Source organism: Gimesia panareensis (genome assembly GCF_007748155.1).
In the GTDB taxonomy this organism is placed as follows: domain Bacteria; phylum Planctomycetota; class Planctomycetia; order Planctomycetales; family Planctomycetaceae; genus Gimesia; species Gimesia panareensis.
Genome location: NZ_CP037421.1, coordinates 5,917,602 through 5,933,341, shown reverse-complemented (window position 1 = coordinate 5,933,341; position 15,740 = coordinate 5,917,602). Strand labels below are relative to the sequence as shown.

Below are 15,740 nucleotides of genomic sequence, written 5' to 3'. Positions count from 1 at the left end.
GTGTTGTAAGTACACAATAATAAGTGTGTAAGATACACTAAGGGATTTGCTATGAAATACAGCTACGAATATCCGCGTGCCGCATTGACCGTTGATTGTGTGGTCTTTGGTCTGGATGAAGACGATCTGCAGGTGCTGCTCATCCAGCGCGATCTCCCCCCTTTCGAGGGAGACTGGGCGTTGCCGGGCGGCTTTGTGCGTCTGGAAGAAACACTGGATGAAGCGGCCCTGCGTGAGTTGAGTGAAGAGACCGGATTAAAAAATGTCTATCTGGAACAGCTTTATTCAGTCGGGACAGTGAACCGGGATCCCCGGGAACGTGTCGTTACCGTAGCCTATTACGCTCTGGTGAATCTGACAGACCACCGGGTGCAGGCTGCCACGGATGCCCGCAATGCAGCCTGGTTCGCCGTGGATGACGTCCCCTCGCTGGCCTTCGACCACGATCAGATTCTGAAGATGGCTCATGAACGTCTGCGAGGCAAGGTGCGTTATCAGCCGATCGGCTTTGAACTGCTGCCTCCCAAATTCACCTTGCGGCAGATTCAGCATCTGTATGAAGTCATCCTGGATCGCCAGCTGGACAAGCGAAATTTCCGTAAAAAAATTCTGAGTATGGGCATTCTCGTTGAACTGGATGAAGTCGAAACCGATGTCGCTCATCGTGCAGCCCGGCTCTATCAGTTTGACCGTCGCAAATATAAACGCCTGACCAAACAGGGTTTTCACTTCGAGATTTAACCAATGGACCGTTACTCAAAAATATTGGGTTGTTTGCTGGGGACCGCCGTGGGCGATGCCGTCGGCCTGAAACGGGAGGGGTTATCAAAAAAACGCGCCAGGCGGCTCTTTGGCGCACCGCCACTTGCCCCCGATCTGCTGCTGAATCGCGGATTATGCAGCGACGATACCGAACATACACAGATGGTTGGACGGGCACTGGTAATTTCAAAAGGAGACACGCAGGTTTTTGAAAAACAGCTGGCACGCGAATTGAAACGCTGGCTGCTGACCATGCCGGCGGGGATCGGGTTGGCCACCCTGCGTTCCTGTTTCAAACTGCTGTTAGGGTTTCATCCAGAACACAGCGGAGTCTATAGTGCCGGGAACGGGCCGGCCATGCGATCTGCATTACTGGGTCTGTGTGCTTCCTCTGAATCTCAGTTACAGGAACTGGTGCGTTGTTGTACGCGGGTCACGCATATTGATCCGCGTGCGGAACAGGGAGCCCTGCTGGTGGCGCAGGCGGCCCGGCTGTCGATAACGGAACCGGGACGAACACCGATCGAATTTCTCAGTGGAATTGTAGAATCTGTTCAGGGAGACGAACTGAAACGATCGATTGCAAACGCCGTGCGACATCTGGAACGCCACAGTTCCCCGGAGGAATTTGCACAAGACCAGGGGTGGGGCGAAGGTGTCACCGGCTATATTAATCAAACGGTTCCGGCAGCTCTCTACTGCTGGGCGTACTCCCCGGATCAGTTGCGGGAATCCGTTGAAAACGCAGTGATGCTGGGTGGAGATACAGACAGCGTGGCTGCCATTACAGGGGCGATCTGCGGTGCCAATCTGGGTGCAGAAGCCATTCCTGCAGAATGGAAACAGGGGCTGACGGAATGGCCCCGCACGGTCAGTTGGATGGAACATCTGGCGGACAGGCTCTCTCAGAGTCCTCAGCCCGCAGAGACATTGCTGCCACCTCCCATGCACTGGCTGGCAACGATTCCTCGGAATCTGGTGTTTGCTCTATTGGTGCTCACATTGTGGAGCAGACGTCTGCTTCCTCCGTATTGAAATGAGGTGAAGTATCATGCATGCATTAATCCTGGTCGATCTGCAATATGACTTTATGCCAGGGGGCGCACTGGCGGTTCCCGAAGGGCATGAGGTGGTGGAAATTGCGAACCAGTGGATGTCTGATTTCGAACTGGTGGTGGCGACTCAGGACTGGCATCCGCCGGATCATCAAAGCTTTGCCAGCCAGCACCCCGGCAGGGAGATTGGTGACCTGATTGAACTCGAAGGGCAGGCACAGGTGCTCTGGCCTGAGCATTGTATCGAGGGAACTGATGGTGCCGAACTGCATGCTGAGCTGGATCGAGAGCAGATCGATGCGGTGATACAGAAAGGGACTGATGCCCGGATCGACAGCTATAGTGGATTCTTCGATAACGGGCATCATCAGGCGACCAGCCTGGGCGACTACTTAGCCAGCCGAAACGTGGATGCAGTCACGATCATGGGACTGGCGACAGATTACTGCGTGAAATTTACGGCTCTGGATGCGATCCGTCTGGGACTGAAAACTCATGTGGTGGTAAAAGGGTGTCGAGGCGTCGAACTGGAGTCAGGAGATATTCAGCGGGCGCTGGAAGAAATGCAGGCAGCGGGCGTGGTCCTGCTCTGAATCAGAAACAAACTATGAAATGATAATTGAAATGAACGATGAAATGTGATGAAAGAAAAATGGAATGAACGAACAGGAAATCAAACGAAAAAGTAAGTTTTTAAGCCTGATCCTCAGGCACCAGCCGGAAACGGTGGGAATTCAACTGGATGAATCAGGCTGGGTCGACGTCGAAACGTTGCTCGCGGCGATCGCTGAGCATGGCAAAACCATGTCGCGGGAAACCCTCGAACATGTCGTGCATTCGAATGACAAGCAGCGGTTTTCATTCAGTGAAGATGGGGCCCGTATCCGGGCGAACCAGGGACACTCGGTCAAGATTGAGCTGGGTTACGAAGCGGCGGTCCCCCCGAGTTTCTGATCCATGGCACGCCGCAGCAGTTTGTGGCTGCGATTACCCGGGAAGGTCTCAAGAAAATGAAACGGCATCACGTGCATCTGCACGGAGATGAAAGCACTGCCCAGGCGGTCGGGCAACGACGGGGAAAGCCGGTCTTACTCCAGATACGTTCGGGCGAAATGCATCAGGCCGGGTTTGAGTTTTTTGTCACGCCCAATCAGGTCTGGTTGACCGATCGCGTCCCCCCCGAGTATATCGAGTTCCCCTGAATCAGAGTCCGATTGCTTCTACCCCTCCGCCTCTCCCGCCTCCCGCAGTTTCTTGCGGATTTCCATCAGCAGCTGTCCCAGCCGGTTCTTCCCGCTCCCATCCCCGCCGTCACCCCAGTAGGAATCGTTCGTGGTATGTTCGACGAGTCGACTCTCTCCTGTGGAGAGCAGCAGTTCCCGCAAATCGGCGTGCTGCGTAAATTTCGCCAGGACAGCCTGCCGCATGATGGCATCTTTGCCCGACTCCCAGTCCTTGCGCAGCGGTCGCTTTCGGTCCCGTCCCATGCGGGCGGCGCGCATCGGTGATTGTTCCTTCCGGATCGCTTCCTGGTGTGAGGTTTCCTGAAACTTTTGTGCCTGGAAATAATGTTCCGAGGTGGGCCAGCGTTTTCCGTCCAGCAGAATCGGGTAGCCGGCGAAGTTGGAAAACTCACCATACTCTTCGCTGACGCTGTAGAAGTTGATGGTGTGACCAGACATCGAGATCTCCCTTATAATGACCTGAAAGACCAGGGCTGTAGAACGAAAGAGGAAACAGGCATTTCAACAGGATGAGGACAGAGATGGTATCAGTTGAGTTCGTTAATTTCGAGAAAAAACGGTCAGAATCTTTATAGGGTATGGTCGGATAACGCTTTATGAATAGAGAAGTTAGCTATTCATCAGGAGGCAGAGAGGATCAGCCGGTGAGGGACTAAAAATCAGCAATTGGATTGATCCAGATATTGTATGATTGCGTTTTACCAGAGTGCCCCATGCCTTACGAATGAGACTATCCATGGTTCAGAAAACGGTCCATCTTGAAGAGTTTCAGGCCCATTACGAAGAGGCCGCGCGGAAGTACCGTCAACGGGATTTTCTGGCCTGCTTTATTCCGTTAGCCCTCTGTGGATTGGGAACGCTCAGTTTCTATCTGGGCACTGAACTACTGGAAGCGTATGTTGGTGAGCGTGGGATCGTGCGGTCTGTCCCTCAGTCAGGAGAGCGTGCAGCCACTGTTTTGGATGTGGTGCTCTACCTGCTCTTTCTGGTTGTGGCATTTGGATTGCAGGTTCTCTATGTAGAGCGTCTCGGCCGAAATCCGTATTTGAAATGTCCTCTGTGTAGCAAGTTTCTGCACACTCATATTCATGCCGATTTAATGCAGACGGGCATGTGTCCTTATTGCAGACAGATGATTCTCAAGGGGGAACTTTTATCTGAGAAAGCGGCACGGGAATACTACGAACAGAAGCCGCTGGAGGACAAACGCCGGTTCGTAATCGGTTTGAAAAAAGCAGCACGGACCTCCGTGTGGGCTGCGATCTTAATCCTGCTTCTGGCGGTTCCAGTCTACTTCTGGATCAACAGCCTGGAGGAGATGATGGGGGCAGGGTCAGCTTTGAGCTATGCGAGGAGTATGGTTTTATTCTCTGCGCTGCTGCTTCCGTTTGCATGGTACTGTCGTTATGCCAGTCGTCACCTGGAGAGGCAACTGGATTCAGAAAACAGCCAACCTGAGGAGCACCATGGCTGATGCCGACCTGACATCCTCGGAGCTGAAAGAACAGTTCAAGGCTGCGGTCACGCGCTATGACCTTCAGGTACTCATGCGCGGCGCAATTGCCTTTGTGAGCTTCTTGATGATGATGGCCCTGTTGGCCTGCGTGGTGAAATATTTTCAGGCGGAGATCCATCACGGACTGAGTATGAAATCGGGAACAGAAGATTGTCCAGAAGCCGTCAGCCCGATTCTGCTGATTCCCATCGTACTATTGTCCGTGTGCTTTCCAGCGCTCTTTCTCTATCGTCAGGTGAAAAGACTCAGACAGTCGACGGCACCGCATTGTCCATTCTGTCATGTCTCACTGGGACAACATGCTTCCAGAACAGGGGCGATGGCGACCGGCTTTTGTCCTGCCTGTCAACAGAAGATGTTCGAGGGAGAATTAGACTCAGGAGCGGTCGCGGTTGAGAAGTATGAGAAAGCAAAGTCGGAGTTCCGGAGATATATCCGCTTTACATTCTCTGCTTCGATGGGGGCATTGTTAATTGTCTTGCCGGTGTATTTATGGCTCTATTTTACGAATCAACTGCCGGGAAAGAATCCTCCTTCGCTGGCGGAAATTCTGGTTTTATTTCCCCTCCTGTTTTCCTTAGTTCCTCTTGGCCTGTGGTGGGTTGGCAAATTATCCGTTCGAGATCAGCAGAATATCCGGGACCTGTTTCGCGCAGGCGAACGGAAATATGGTATAATCGAAGCGAGACGAAGTGAACAGGAGTCACAGCAGTGAGCAGTCTTGCCATTTATTATCATCGTCAGCATGGTCCTTTGTGTGTGCTGGTTTATGCGACAGCCGCATTGCTGGCCGGGACCGCCTGGTACTGTCGCAATGAACCACCGCAGCCTTTTCTGACCTGGATCTTGAGCGGATCGGCGATGCTGGTCTTTCTCTCCGCTGCTTCGTTTCATCATTTGACCGTGGCGGACGAAATCGACCGTCTGAGGATTCGCTTCGGGCCGATTCCCCTGTTTCAGCGCGCTGTACTCTATGAGGAGATCGTGAGCGTGGAAGTCGGCCAAACCAGTATTCTGGATGGTTGGGGAATCCACCTAAGTCTGCGCGGGGGCTGGGTGATGAATCTCTGGGGCCGCGATTGCGTTGTGCTCAAACTGAAAAAGGGAACTCTGCGGGTGGGCACCGACGATGCCGAGAATCTGGCGGCATTTGTGAAGAGCCGATTGCCGGAAGATCCAGAGGCGACTCGCGGATGAGGTAACTGAGACAGATCTTGAAGGGTTGAAAAGGCGGGCTTTATGAGCTTAATCAAACAGGAGGACCGGGGATTTCAGCCGCCAGCTGGTGTGAATTTCTCAACAGAAGAAATTCTATCTCTGAAAAATCTATCCGGCTCACTGTGCAAGATCGCTTCCTTTTTGCAGAACGATCTACACGCCTCGCAACTGGTACGGTATGAAGACTGGTGGCAGCATGACGGGCTGCATTTCCGGAAAGCGGCCTGTGATATCCACGACCTGTTTGCCATCGTCCAGAACCCTCGCTCACTGATAGAAGCGATGCCAGGGGATGAACTGGTCTACATTGGCATCGCTCCTCCTGATGCGCTCTGGTATCTACGGTTTTATTCCAGCTGGGACGATGAGGGGCTCGAATTGACTGGTCTGTTCGATCTGACACTCCCCGCAGACATGGCGGTTCAGTTTCGCGACTCCGTCATTCCTGAACTGGAATGTACAATTCTGGAGCAGGATGCGCTTGAGTATTTTAAGGAGATAATACTCTGATTGATGTTCGTGATTGTGGCAGTATCAGAGAGAATTGCAGCGACGAGGTCAGTTCTGCTGTTTTTGATCTTCGTATTCTTGAATCGTCTGCTGCAGTTCCTTCAGCAGTTCGCGTCCGTCTTCACCGGTCATTTTAATGAACTTATCCCGGACAGGCTGGCTGGCTTTACGGAAGGCTTCGCGTGCATCGGGTGTCAGTTCCGTGATGATTTTCAACTTCGGCTTGTTCTTGCGGATCAGCTCGAGCCGTTCCTGGTTGAATTCTTTCTGGACTTTCAGAATGTAATCGTTGAGATCCGCGACCACTCCCGTTACCAGTTGCTGACGCTCGGGTGGCAGGGAATCGAAAAAATCGCGATTTGTGACCGCCGTGGTGATGAAGGGCGCATGGCGGGCGAAGATCATCCAGTCGGTGACTTCGTAGAAATTCATCTCCTGAATGGCAAAGACCGGATTTTCCTGTCCGTCAATCATATTCAACTGGAGTCCGGAGTAGACTTCGGAGTAAGGCAGCGGCGTCGGGCTCGCACCATAGGCTTTGTAGGCAGCGATCAGCAGGGGAGACGTCATGACCCGCATTTTGACTCCGGAGAAATCCTCCGGTTGGTGAACGGGCTCTTTCATGGTCCAGACCTGCCAGCCTTCCGAGAAGATGGAGAGCAGTTTGAGTCGTTTGCGGGCGTAGAGTTCGTCAAACGTTTTCTGCAGACGGGGATCCTTGTTCAGAACCTGGTTATTGATTTCATCGTCGTCCGAAAACAGGAAATGCAGCAGGAAGACCTGGACTTCCGGGATCAGTTTTCCCAGGTGGCCGGGGGACGCCATCGCAAACTGTACCACTTCCATATCAACCAGCTCGGTAATCTGATCTGAGGTGCCCAGGGTACCATAGGGATAGATGGTGACTTCGATTTCTCCGTTAGAGCGTTCCTCAATCAGCTCCTTGAATTTCATCGCGTACTGATGCTGTACGCTGCCGATGGTTTCCTCGATGGCAAAACGCCACTGGGTCGGCTGATCTGTGGAAGCAGTGACTTCTGCCCCACATGAGGTGCAAAGCAATGCCCCGCACAGGATCAGACTCAAAACAGATGCAGAACGGATTGTTTTCTGGATCAGATTCATAATGCTCATCCAAACGCGAGGTTACGCAGAAACAGGGAGATGCCGGGAAACGCGATCAACAGTACGCCGGCCAGCAGCAAGATAGCAATAAAGGGGGGCGTCCCGCGAATGACTTCCAGGTAGGGGCGGCGGAAAATGGCGATGGCGGTAAAGATATCGCATCCAAACGGAGGAGTCGCTGATCCGATGGCGACCTGCAGTGTGACTACGATCCCGACCAGCACCGGGTCGATCCCGGCAGCAGTTGCCACAGGATGAAAAATGGGTGTCAGAATCAGGATCACCACGATTGGATCCACGAACATACAGCCGATGAAATAGGCGATCGCAATCGTCAGCATGATTGTCCAGTATCCCGAGTCCGGGGTCAGCCCCAGCCAGTTATTGATCAGGGCATCCGGCAGTTGGGCAAACGAGATCACCCAGCTGAAGGCAGCACCAGCGCCGACCAGGATGAACACGACTGCGGTCACCAGGCCGGTGGAGAGTGCGATCTCGGGAATATCTTTCAGACTGAGATCGCGGAAACAAACGATTTCCAGGATGGCAGCATACAGGACCGAAATGGCAGCGGCTTCGGTTGGGCTGAACATGCCGGAATAAATCCCTCCGATAATGATCAGGGGAAAACCCAGGGGGAGCAGAGCACGACGGACGGCTGTGCGACGCGTGGCAGAGTCCTTTTTTTCCTGCCGCGGTATCTGCATGCGAATAGAAGCAATCCAGCAGTAAATGCAGAACAGCAGCAGGACCAGCAGCCCCGGCCCGATTCCCGCAATGAACAGTTCACCAATCGAGGTACCCGAGACGACGCCGTAGACAATCATGCCGATGCTGGGAGGAATCAAGAGCGCAATATCGCTGGCATTGATGATCAGCGCGGTTGTGAACGAGTCGGGATAGCCGGCTTTGAGGAGTTGGGGACGCAGGGGACCACCAATGGCGACGACCGTCGCCTGGGTCGATCCCGACATGGCACCAAACAGCGTACAACTGATCGCGCTGGCAATCGGGAGGCCTCCCCGCAGGTGACCCACAAATGCAGTGACCAGATCGAGCAACCGGTTTGCGGAATTACCACGGGTCATAATATCGGCGGCAAAAATGAACATGGGCACGGCAATCAAGGCCGCCGGTTTAATGCCCCCAATCATCTGTTGCACCAGAACAGCCGGAGTTACATCCGGATGAAAGACCAGCAGAACTGCCAGTGCAGCGACAATCAGCGGGACTTTCATGGGAAAGCCCAGCAGCAGCAGAAAGAGCATGATTCCGAGGATCAGTAAAGCTTCCACTTGATGTTCTCCCTCAGGCAGGCCTGGTTCAGACTTCACCAACGACGGTCTTTTCGTATTCATCTTTTTCTGAATACGAAATGTAGACGTCAGGGGCTGTCAGGTTGCGGAAAACTGTCAGGCCATACTGAATCGCTGACAGAATGAATCCCAGAGGGACAAACAGATAGACCAGGTAGAGGGGGACCTGCAGGACCGGGGAGACCGTTTCCAGGAAACGAACGGTGCCAATATACTCGAACGCGTACCAGGCCAGGAGGAGCATCAGCATGGCAGTCAGGCTGTTGATGATGATCATCATGATTTTACGCCAGCGCTGGTTGAGCTGATCGTAGAATGCGGTCATACGAATGTGTCTTCCGCGGCTGGCGGCATAACTCAGACCGACAAAGGTGACAATGATGATCAGGAACTGCGATACTTCACCAGTTAAGGCGACGCTGAACCCGAACAGGGCGCGGCAGAGCACATTCCCGATGGAGAGAGCGGCGATCGTGATGATCGACCAGGCCAGCAGAAATGCTTCGATCCGCTGGATAATCTGGAAGAGTCGGTTCATCTGCGCTGATCCTCTAATGTAAGAGTGACCTCTGAGCGCAGGAGAGGTAACGGGACAGGTTTGTGATCCATGTATGATCGCCACGCTGTCGTTAAAGCAACATCACAATCTGACATCGGATCCTCATTTCTCAATGTTGCTGCTCTTTCCAGGCAGCAGGCTATTTACTGAAGACTGTAATCCACGGCCCGCTGCGATACGGGGGCACAATGTAGACGCGAGGCAATGAATTCCGGTCTGGGGGCTTTCTGGCCAAAGGGTTCCGTAAGCTGGTTCCAGATACTGTTATAAACAAAAAACAGATTCGAACGTGGAAATGGAGTGATATTCCCATTAGATCCATGCATGGTATTACAGTCGAACAGGACCAGGGTTCCGGCAGGACCTTCTCCCTGGATGATTCCATGCTGGTTGACCAGTTCGTGTAATGAATCCTGATCTGGAATGCCCAGTTCCTGCTTTTGCAGAGAAGTCAGGTAATGGTCTTCCGGAGTTTCGCCGACGCACGACACATACTTCTGATGTGAACCGGGTACCAGCATCAGGGGAGCGTTGAATTCGTAATTATCCGTCAGGAGCAGAGAACAACTGACGGCCCGCATGCGGGGCATACCGTCTTCCACGTGCCAGGTTTCGAAGTCGGAATGCCAGTAGAATTCCCTGCCGGCAAAGCCCGGTTTCAGATTAACACGCGACTGGTGGATATAGACTTCACTGCCCAGAATCTGCATCGCCATGGAGGCAATCCGTGCATCACGAGCCACTTCAGCAAAGAACGGGCTGATATCTGGCTGATGGATGGCAAATAAAGAGCGTAGCTCGTCGCAGTCCGGCTCGACGATTGCCTCGGGGCACTTACGGGTAGAGTCGCTGTCCCGCAACCTGGCCAGCTCTGCGTTACAGGCAGCGATTTCCTGCTCAGAGAAAAAAGCAGGTAGAATCAGAAAGCCGTCACGCTCAAACTGATTCAGCTGGCCTGCCGTCAGGGGACCCGCTTGGGGAGATCCATAGACCACCGGATCAGTCCGATCCAGAAATTCCGGTTGCGGTTTGACTCGAGAGGGATAGAGATCGTTCGAATTCGCTAATTCAGTGTTCATTGCCTTCACGGTCGCTGGCTGATACCGGTAAGCGGCACTACCAGCTGTTTAAAAAAGTCCTTTTTGCAAAATAACAGTGACGTTAACGCTGCGCTGTCGGGTGAATCAGGATTCGTTGGTAGCGGCAGCAGGATAGGCACCATTTTCGTCATGGACTTCCTGACCGGTGACGGGGGGATTGAACACACAAACCATCCGCAACTGAGTTTTCGCTCGGAGCAGGTGGCGATCGTTCTCATCCAGAGCATACATCATGCCGGGAGAGATGGGATAAGTGGGGCCATCCGGAATGAGTTCGATTTCGCCTTCCCCTTCAATGCAATACACGGCTTCCAGATGATTCTGGTACCAGATTTCCGTTTCGGTTCCCGGATGGATCAGCGTGTCGTGCAGGGAGAATCCCATTTTGTCTCCCGCCAGCAGCAGGCGACGGCTGTTCCAGGTTTCGGATTTAATATCACGGTCTGTGCCAATGACCTCGTTCAATTGACGTACGAGCATTGTGAGCGTCTCTCTTTGATTTCTACGGATTGATTTGTGTCTGTGTTGATGGTCTCTTTTTGCCTGATCAGTTGCTGGTGATCAGGCCCAGTTCTTTCATAATTTCTTCATCTTCCAGAACGGCTTTGTAGCAGTCGGCAACAATGTCGAGTCCCTGCAGCAGCTGATCTTCTTCGATTGTCAGCGGGGGCAGGAATTTGAGCACATGGCTGTCGGTACCACTGGTCTCGATGATCAGTCCCCGTTTGAAGGCCGCTTCCGTGATTTTGCCGGACAGATCCGGGCATTCCTGGCTGGCCAGTCCCCAGATCATGCCACGACCACGGACTTCCAGATCTACGTCTGTCACGCTGTCAGCAATTTCTTCCAGACGCGCCTGGATGAGTTCGCCTTTGCGTTTGATTTCACGAGACAGCTGGTAGTCACCCCAGTAGTATTCAATGGCTTCCGCTGCAGACACGAAGGCCAGATTGTTTCCACGGAAAGTTCCGTTGTGTTCCCCCGGTTCCCACTGGTCCAGATCTGCTTTCATCAGAACCAGAGACATGGGAAGCCCGTAGGCACTCAAGGATTTCGACAGGGTGACGATATCGGGTACGATTCCCGCCTGTTCAAAGCTGAAGAAATCACCCGTACGTCCACAGCCGACCTGAATGTCGTCAATGATCAGCAGCATGCCGTGTTCTTCACAGAGGGTTTCCAGTTGCTGCAGCCATTCGACACTCGCGACATTCACGCCACCTTCGCCCTGGACGGTTTCGACAATCACGGCGGCAGGAAGGTCGAGACCACTACTGTTATCTTTCAGGAGCGCCTCAAAGTATTCCAGGGTATCGATATTGTCACCCAGATAACCGTAATAAGGCATGAAGGTCACATTATTGAGTGGCGTGCCGGCGGCATCCCGAAAATGGCTGTTACCAGTCGCGGCAACCGAACCCAGGCTCACACCATGGAAACCGTTGGTAAAGGAAACGATATTGGTTCGTCCGGTAACTTTACGTGCCAGTTTTAAAGCGGCTTCAACGGCGTTGGTGCCGGTGGGACCGGTGAATTGAATTTTGTAGTCCAGTTCCAGGGGCGACAGGATGCGTTTGTCGAAAACTTCCAGGAATCGGGCTTTAGCGTCCGTGTGCATATCCAGCCCGTGCAGCATACCATCGCGCTCCAGGAACTCCAGCAGTTTTTCTTTCAGTTGCGGATTATTGTGTCCGTAGTTGAGCGAACCGGCACCCGCCAGGAAATCGATGTATTCTTCGCCCTGTTCATCGCGCAGGGTGGCGTTCTGGGCTTTGGTAAATGTGGTGGGGAATGAGCGGCAGTAGCCTCGAACGTTGGATTCGAGTTTGTTGAATATACTCATGATACTGGTGTTTTCTCTCCATGAACGGGTTTGAGTGTGAATGGACCAAGCTGGTAGAGATCTTCGGCTTCGTGTTCTTCTACTTCACCAAACAGGTCAGCAGAAAATCCCTTGTTCGATCGACATTCCGTGTTGAGACGTTTCGCCAGTTTACGAAACAGTTTTTGCGACGATTGATTCGAAGGGGTAATCGTCGTTTCCAGATAGTTCACATCGGCCAGCGATTCCCGTGACAGCAGGTCATCCAGCATTCGGGAACCGATTCCCTGAGAACGCAGGCGACTGTCGACGGCAGCTTGCCAGATAAAAATTGTCTTTTCGCGGTGTGGAGGTCGGTAGGCTGACAGGAATGCCAGGATTTCCGAATCCTGCTCCACGGCGACACAGGTGTCGCTAAAGTCACGACAGAGCAGTAAAGTCGCGTAAGTGGAATTCACGTCCAGAGGAGGACAGCGTTTAATCAGGCGGGAAATCGCGAGCGCATCTTCCACTCGGGGCTCGCGAAAAATCAGTTGGTTGGCCGTATCCATTTGGCTGTTTTTTTATGGGATTCCGAGCAATTCGCTCTTGGAAAAAGATTAGACTACTAAGTAATATCAAAAGTTTTTATTTTGATACTTCAAGTTATGTGCTAACGTCAAGTTTCACGGGAAATATTTATATATTTGCAATTTCTAGACTTATGATGTCTGTCTGAGCGTGAGGCTCTGATGGTGAAACGACATTACGAGGCAGAATTAGTTTGTGTGCAATACTTTGTACTCAATGCATTTGTGAGTGTCAACCCCCAGTTTTTTAATTGCAGATGAAATGGGGATGAGCAATCGATGAGCGCTATCAATGCTGGAAAAGAAGACTGCTCAGGCAGAATCTGGTATGTGGTTTTAACTCTGTCTGAACAGTCCGAAAGCGTTTTGGGATCGATTTCATTACCGGTATGATCGTCAAATTTGCAATCAGCTGAATAATTTCTAATTTTTCGAAAGAATCGGGCGGAGTCTCTTTTCGGGCGCTCACTTTCGTGAATCAGCTTTCGGCTGATTGAGATAATCGGAATCCGGTTCTGGATGAGCAGAGACTTCACCAGCAGATAAAACCGGGGAGGCATCGATGTTTTCAGCGTCCATCATCGAAGCGATTCGCTGTAGTGTGGAGAGCATCTGCGTCTGTTCCCATTCCTGCAGCATTAATAGTTCGCGGCGGAAACGGTCCTGGAGCAGAGACGGTGCGTTTTTAAGCATGGCCTGCCCCTCATCGGTCAGTTCTACCACCACAGTTCGTTTGTCCTGTCCTCGTCGTGCGCGGGAAACCAGATGGCGTGCTTCCAGGCGGCTCAGGATGCCGGTTAAGGTCGCCTGGCTCAGGTGGATTGATTTTGCCAGAGATCCGACGGTAATCGGTTGCATCCGCGCAATCGTCTGTAATGCTGCCAGTTGCGGGGCAGTCAGTCCGATTTCCTGCATCAGGCCCCGGGAGTGTAAATCAATCGCACGGGTGATCCGACGCAGAGCGACAATAACCTGATCCTCAAGTCCAAGAGGCGACATGGGATTCTCGACCTAAAGTAAGAAAGAGCAAAGAGACGCTATATTATAAGAGTCTATTATGCATACTCTGAAGGTGATTTCAACCAGTGGTCTTTCAGCGGGGCTGCTTATGCCATCAGGTAGAGAAACGCATCATCGGCTTTCTTCTGTGTGGACTGGTCGCTGATCAGGCGTCGGATCGTGTAGTAGCCGTAAAGAGTTTTGATACGGTGGGTTAATCGAGCCTGGTCTCGATGGAGCATCCCCTGCCAGTAGACCGGTTCACGAGGATCGTGTTCTGATTTGATCTGGGGCCCCAGTTCGCTCTCCACATCGGGCAGGGAACGCAACAGACGCACATGCTGATGATGGGCGGGTAAGGCCTGTCGGGCGACTGTTTCGTAACCGAAGCGGTTTAATTCAGTAATGGCAGCCGCATGATTGATCAGATGCCAGAGTCCACCGAAGCCCTGTTTTTTAATGGGGGCTGTCTGAATCACCTGATCAATGGTGACGTTGACCATGTCCTGGATCGATTTGTATTGCGGGAAGTTATTTTCATCGGTGAGTTTGACCTGGTTCCCGGTCATCCAGCCTTTGCCCTTTCCATAGTAACCGCGGCCGGCGTGCGCTTTATTGAAGCCTGCCGTCAGCTTGCGGACTCCTTCAATGATTTGCGGTGTCGCATATTCCTGATGGTCGTGTAGTGCTCGCACAGCGATGGAGGCGAAAATGATATTATGACCGGACTGCCGGGTCTGGCCGACATTTTTCTGCAGTGTTGACACAATCGTTTTGATGGCTGCCGGGTTTGAGTCAGCCTTCGGAAACGGTTTAAACAGTTCACTGGGGGTCACGCCTGCTTTGCGGGCATTGAACCAGATTGCTTCTTCGCCTGCCATCACGCGTTTCAATTCGCCGGTGACTCCCTGGAAGACCTCATCGGGCAGCATGCTCTCGTCTTCACCAAAGAAGTAGCCGGCTGCGACTGCCGCTCCCAGATGACCGGCCATGGTTCCCGCCTGCTGTGCGTGTGCCAGTCCACAGATACCTTTGTAGAGGTAATCAAAGTCAATCATAATTCCTGTCTCCCGGGTGATTTCAGGGTTTAGGTTTACTGGTGACGTGGACTGCGGCTGGATCAGGGGGTACGTTTCAGAGCCAGTCGCAGTTGCAGTGGGTAATCAGTCAGGATGGCATCCACGCCTGCCTTGGTGATCCGGCGCCAGTTTTCCGGCAGATCGCCACTGACTGTCGGGCCGGCGATAAACGTTCGTTTGTGAGCAGTATGCACTTTTTTGATTTCACTGGCAGGGGCGAGGTACCGCAGGTAGACCCAGTCTGCATGCGGAGCAGCCAGCGCCGTAGAAAACTCGGCAGCATTGTTGGCGACAGCCGCCGTTTCCACTTTGGGAGAGGCGGCTTTCAGGTTCATCCGCATTTGAGGTTCCGTGATGGTTCTGCCGATGAAAATCAAACGTGGGAGGACCTGGTGTTTTTCTGCCAGTCGAACCACATCCTGTTCGACGTCAGCATCTTTAAAGTCGACCGCGACCAGAATCTCATGCTGACGATAGCGGGCAACAAGTTGTAAGACCTCATCGATGGTTGGGACCCGTTCACCGGCAAACTGGCTGTCAAACCAGTTGCCTGCATCCAGTTTTTTGATTTCCGCCAGTGTGAGGTCCGAGACTTTTCCGGTGCCATCAGTGGTACGGTTGACCGTTGAATCATGCATGCAGACCAGATGCCCGTCTTTCGTTCTCTGGACGTCAAATTCAAATCCGAGCCGCAGTTCCAGGCAGGCGCGAAAGTTGGCGATGGTATTCTCCGGCGCCACCTTGAGCAGACCCCGGTGGGCAACGATCAGGGGGGAAGCTCCTGACAAATGCTGAGGTAGTGTCAAAAGCAGGAAGAGTGTGGCGATCAGTACACGGCAGGACAGGTTCATCTCGATCTCTTTCTT

20 protein-coding genes are annotated in these 15,740 nt (G+C 52.7%); 9 read left to right on the top strand and 11 right to left on the bottom strand.

All coding sequences use genetic code 11. From position 1 onward, the window contains the following. Window positions 1-51: 51 nt before the first annotated feature. From Enr10x_RS22110 to Enr10x_RS30555, 5 genes are all read left to right on the top strand, one after another. The gene (locus Enr10x_RS22110) at window positions 52-741 is read left to right on the top strand and encodes an NUDIX hydrolase (protein ID WP_145451403.1); all 690 of its coding nucleotides are present in this window, start codon (window positions 52-54) and stop codon (window positions 739-741) included. 3 nt (window positions 742-744) lie between these two features. Then, window positions 745-1,797 carry an ADP-ribosylglycohydrolase family protein gene (locus Enr10x_RS22105; protein WP_145451402.1) on the top strand — a complete coding sequence of 351 codons (1,053 nt, stop codon included), beginning with the start codon at window positions 745-747 and terminating at the stop codon, window positions 1,795-1,797. Between the two features lie 16 nt (window positions 1,798-1,813). Then, window positions 1,814-2,410: a bifunctional nicotinamidase/pyrazinamidase gene (gene pncA, locus Enr10x_RS22100; protein WP_145451401.1), complete on the top strand. Its 597-nt coding sequence runs from the start codon at window positions 1,814-1,816 to the stop codon at window positions 2,408-2,410. A gap of 64 nt (window positions 2,411-2,474) precedes the next feature. Further along, a complete protein-coding gene (locus Enr10x_RS30560; protein WP_197997328.1) occupies window positions 2,475-2,771 on the top strand; it encodes an RNA 2'-phosphotransferase in 297 nt (98 codons plus the stop codon). A 23-nt stretch (window positions 2,772-2,794) separates the two neighbouring features. Next, window positions 2,795-3,019, top strand: a complete 225-nt coding sequence (locus Enr10x_RS30555; RefSeq protein ID WP_197997327.1) for an RNA 2'-phosphotransferase — start codon at window positions 2,795-2,797, stop codon at window positions 3,017-3,019. An 18-nt stretch (window positions 3,020-3,037) separates the two neighbouring features. Here Enr10x_RS30555 and Enr10x_RS22090 read toward each other — a convergent pair whose 3' ends face one another. After that, a complete protein-coding gene (locus tag Enr10x_RS22090) occupies window positions 3,038-3,499 on the bottom strand; it encodes an NADAR family protein (RefSeq protein ID WP_145451400.1) in 462 nt (153 codons plus the stop codon). A 298-nt stretch (window positions 3,500-3,797) separates the two neighbouring features. Here Enr10x_RS22090 and Enr10x_RS22085 point away from each other — a divergent pair, with 298 nt between their 5' ends. Genes Enr10x_RS22085 through Enr10x_RS22070 form a run of 4 tightly spaced genes read left to right on the top strand, consistent with a single transcriptional unit; the run spans window position 3,798 to window position 6,305 of the window. After that, a complete protein-coding gene (locus tag Enr10x_RS22085) occupies window positions 3,798-4,535 on the top strand; it encodes a hypothetical protein (RefSeq protein WP_145451399.1) in 738 nt (245 codons plus the stop codon). Next, the gene (locus Enr10x_RS22080; protein WP_145451398.1) at window positions 4,528-5,292 is read left to right on the top strand and encodes a hypothetical protein; all 765 of its coding nucleotides are present in this window, start codon (window positions 4,528-4,530) and stop codon (window positions 5,290-5,292) included. Before Enr10x_RS22085 ends, Enr10x_RS22080 begins: the two co-directional genes overlap by 8 nt. Next, entirely contained in the window at window positions 5,289-5,774 is a 486-nt protein-coding gene (locus Enr10x_RS22075; RefSeq protein WP_145451397.1) for a hypothetical protein, read from the top strand. The genes Enr10x_RS22080 and Enr10x_RS22075 overlap by 4 nt, the downstream gene beginning before the upstream one ends. A 42-nt stretch (window positions 5,775-5,816) precedes the next feature. Beyond that, window positions 5,817-6,305, top strand: coding sequence for a hypothetical protein (locus Enr10x_RS22070; RefSeq protein ID WP_145451396.1), 489 nt, complete (start codon window positions 5,817-5,819; stop codon window positions 6,303-6,305). A gap of 48 nt (window positions 6,306-6,353) precedes the next feature. On the opposite strand, the gene Enr10x_RS22065 is transcribed toward Enr10x_RS22070, so the two are convergent. The 10 genes from Enr10x_RS22065 to Enr10x_RS22020 form a co-directional block, all read right to left on the bottom strand. Continuing rightward, entirely contained in the window at window positions 6,354-7,430 is a 1,077-nt protein-coding gene (locus Enr10x_RS22065; protein ID WP_145451395.1) for a TRAP transporter substrate-binding protein, read from the bottom strand. 5 nt (window positions 7,431-7,435) lie between these two features. After that, a complete protein-coding gene (locus Enr10x_RS22060) occupies window positions 7,436-8,725 on the bottom strand; it encodes a TRAP transporter large permease (protein WP_145451394.1) in 1,290 nt (429 codons plus the stop codon). Between the two features lie 28 nt (window positions 8,726-8,753). Further along, window positions 8,754-9,284 (bottom strand): TRAP transporter small permease, encoded by a 531-nt coding sequence (locus Enr10x_RS22055; RefSeq protein ID WP_145451393.1) that lies wholly within the window; start codon window positions 9,282-9,284, stop codon window positions 8,754-8,756. Window positions 9,285-9,448: 164 nt separating this feature from the next. Continuing rightward, window positions 9,449-10,384 (bottom strand): ectoine hydroxylase, encoded by a 936-nt coding sequence (thpD, locus tag Enr10x_RS22050; protein ID WP_145451392.1) that lies wholly within the window; start codon window positions 10,382-10,384, stop codon window positions 9,449-9,451. A 105-nt stretch (window positions 10,385-10,489) separates the two neighbouring features. Then, on the bottom strand, window positions 10,490-10,885 hold the full coding sequence (locus tag Enr10x_RS22045; RefSeq protein ID WP_145451391.1) for an ectoine synthase: 396 nt from the start codon (window positions 10,883-10,885) through the stop codon (window positions 10,490-10,492). Window positions 10,886-10,952: 67 nt separating this feature from the next. Then, window positions 10,953-12,248, bottom strand: coding sequence for a diaminobutyrate--2-oxoglutarate transaminase (gene ectB, locus Enr10x_RS22040; protein ID WP_145451390.1), 1,296 nt, complete (start codon window positions 12,246-12,248; stop codon window positions 10,953-10,955). Beyond that, window positions 12,245-12,778 carry a diaminobutyrate acetyltransferase gene (gene ectA / locus Enr10x_RS22035; protein WP_145112735.1) on the bottom strand — a complete coding sequence of 178 codons (534 nt, stop codon included), beginning with the start codon at window positions 12,776-12,778 and terminating at the stop codon, window positions 12,245-12,247. The genes ectB and ectA overlap by 4 nt, the downstream gene beginning before the upstream one ends. Window positions 12,779-13,261: 483 nt before the next feature. Continuing rightward, window positions 13,262-13,795: a MarR family winged helix-turn-helix transcriptional regulator gene (locus Enr10x_RS22030; RefSeq protein ID WP_145112733.1), complete on the bottom strand. Its 534-nt coding sequence runs from the start codon at window positions 13,793-13,795 to the stop codon at window positions 13,262-13,264. A gap of 107 nt (window positions 13,796-13,902) precedes the next feature. Further along, entirely contained in the window at window positions 13,903-14,853 is a 951-nt protein-coding gene (locus Enr10x_RS22025; RefSeq protein ID WP_145112731.1) for a hypothetical protein, read from the bottom strand. A gap of 62 nt (window positions 14,854-14,915) precedes the next feature. Further along, the gene (locus Enr10x_RS22020; RefSeq protein ID WP_145451389.1) at window positions 14,916-15,725 is read right to left on the bottom strand and encodes a glycerophosphodiester phosphodiesterase; all 810 of its coding nucleotides are present in this window, start codon (window positions 15,723-15,725) and stop codon (window positions 14,916-14,918) included. Window positions 15,726-15,740 lie beyond the last annotated feature (15 nt).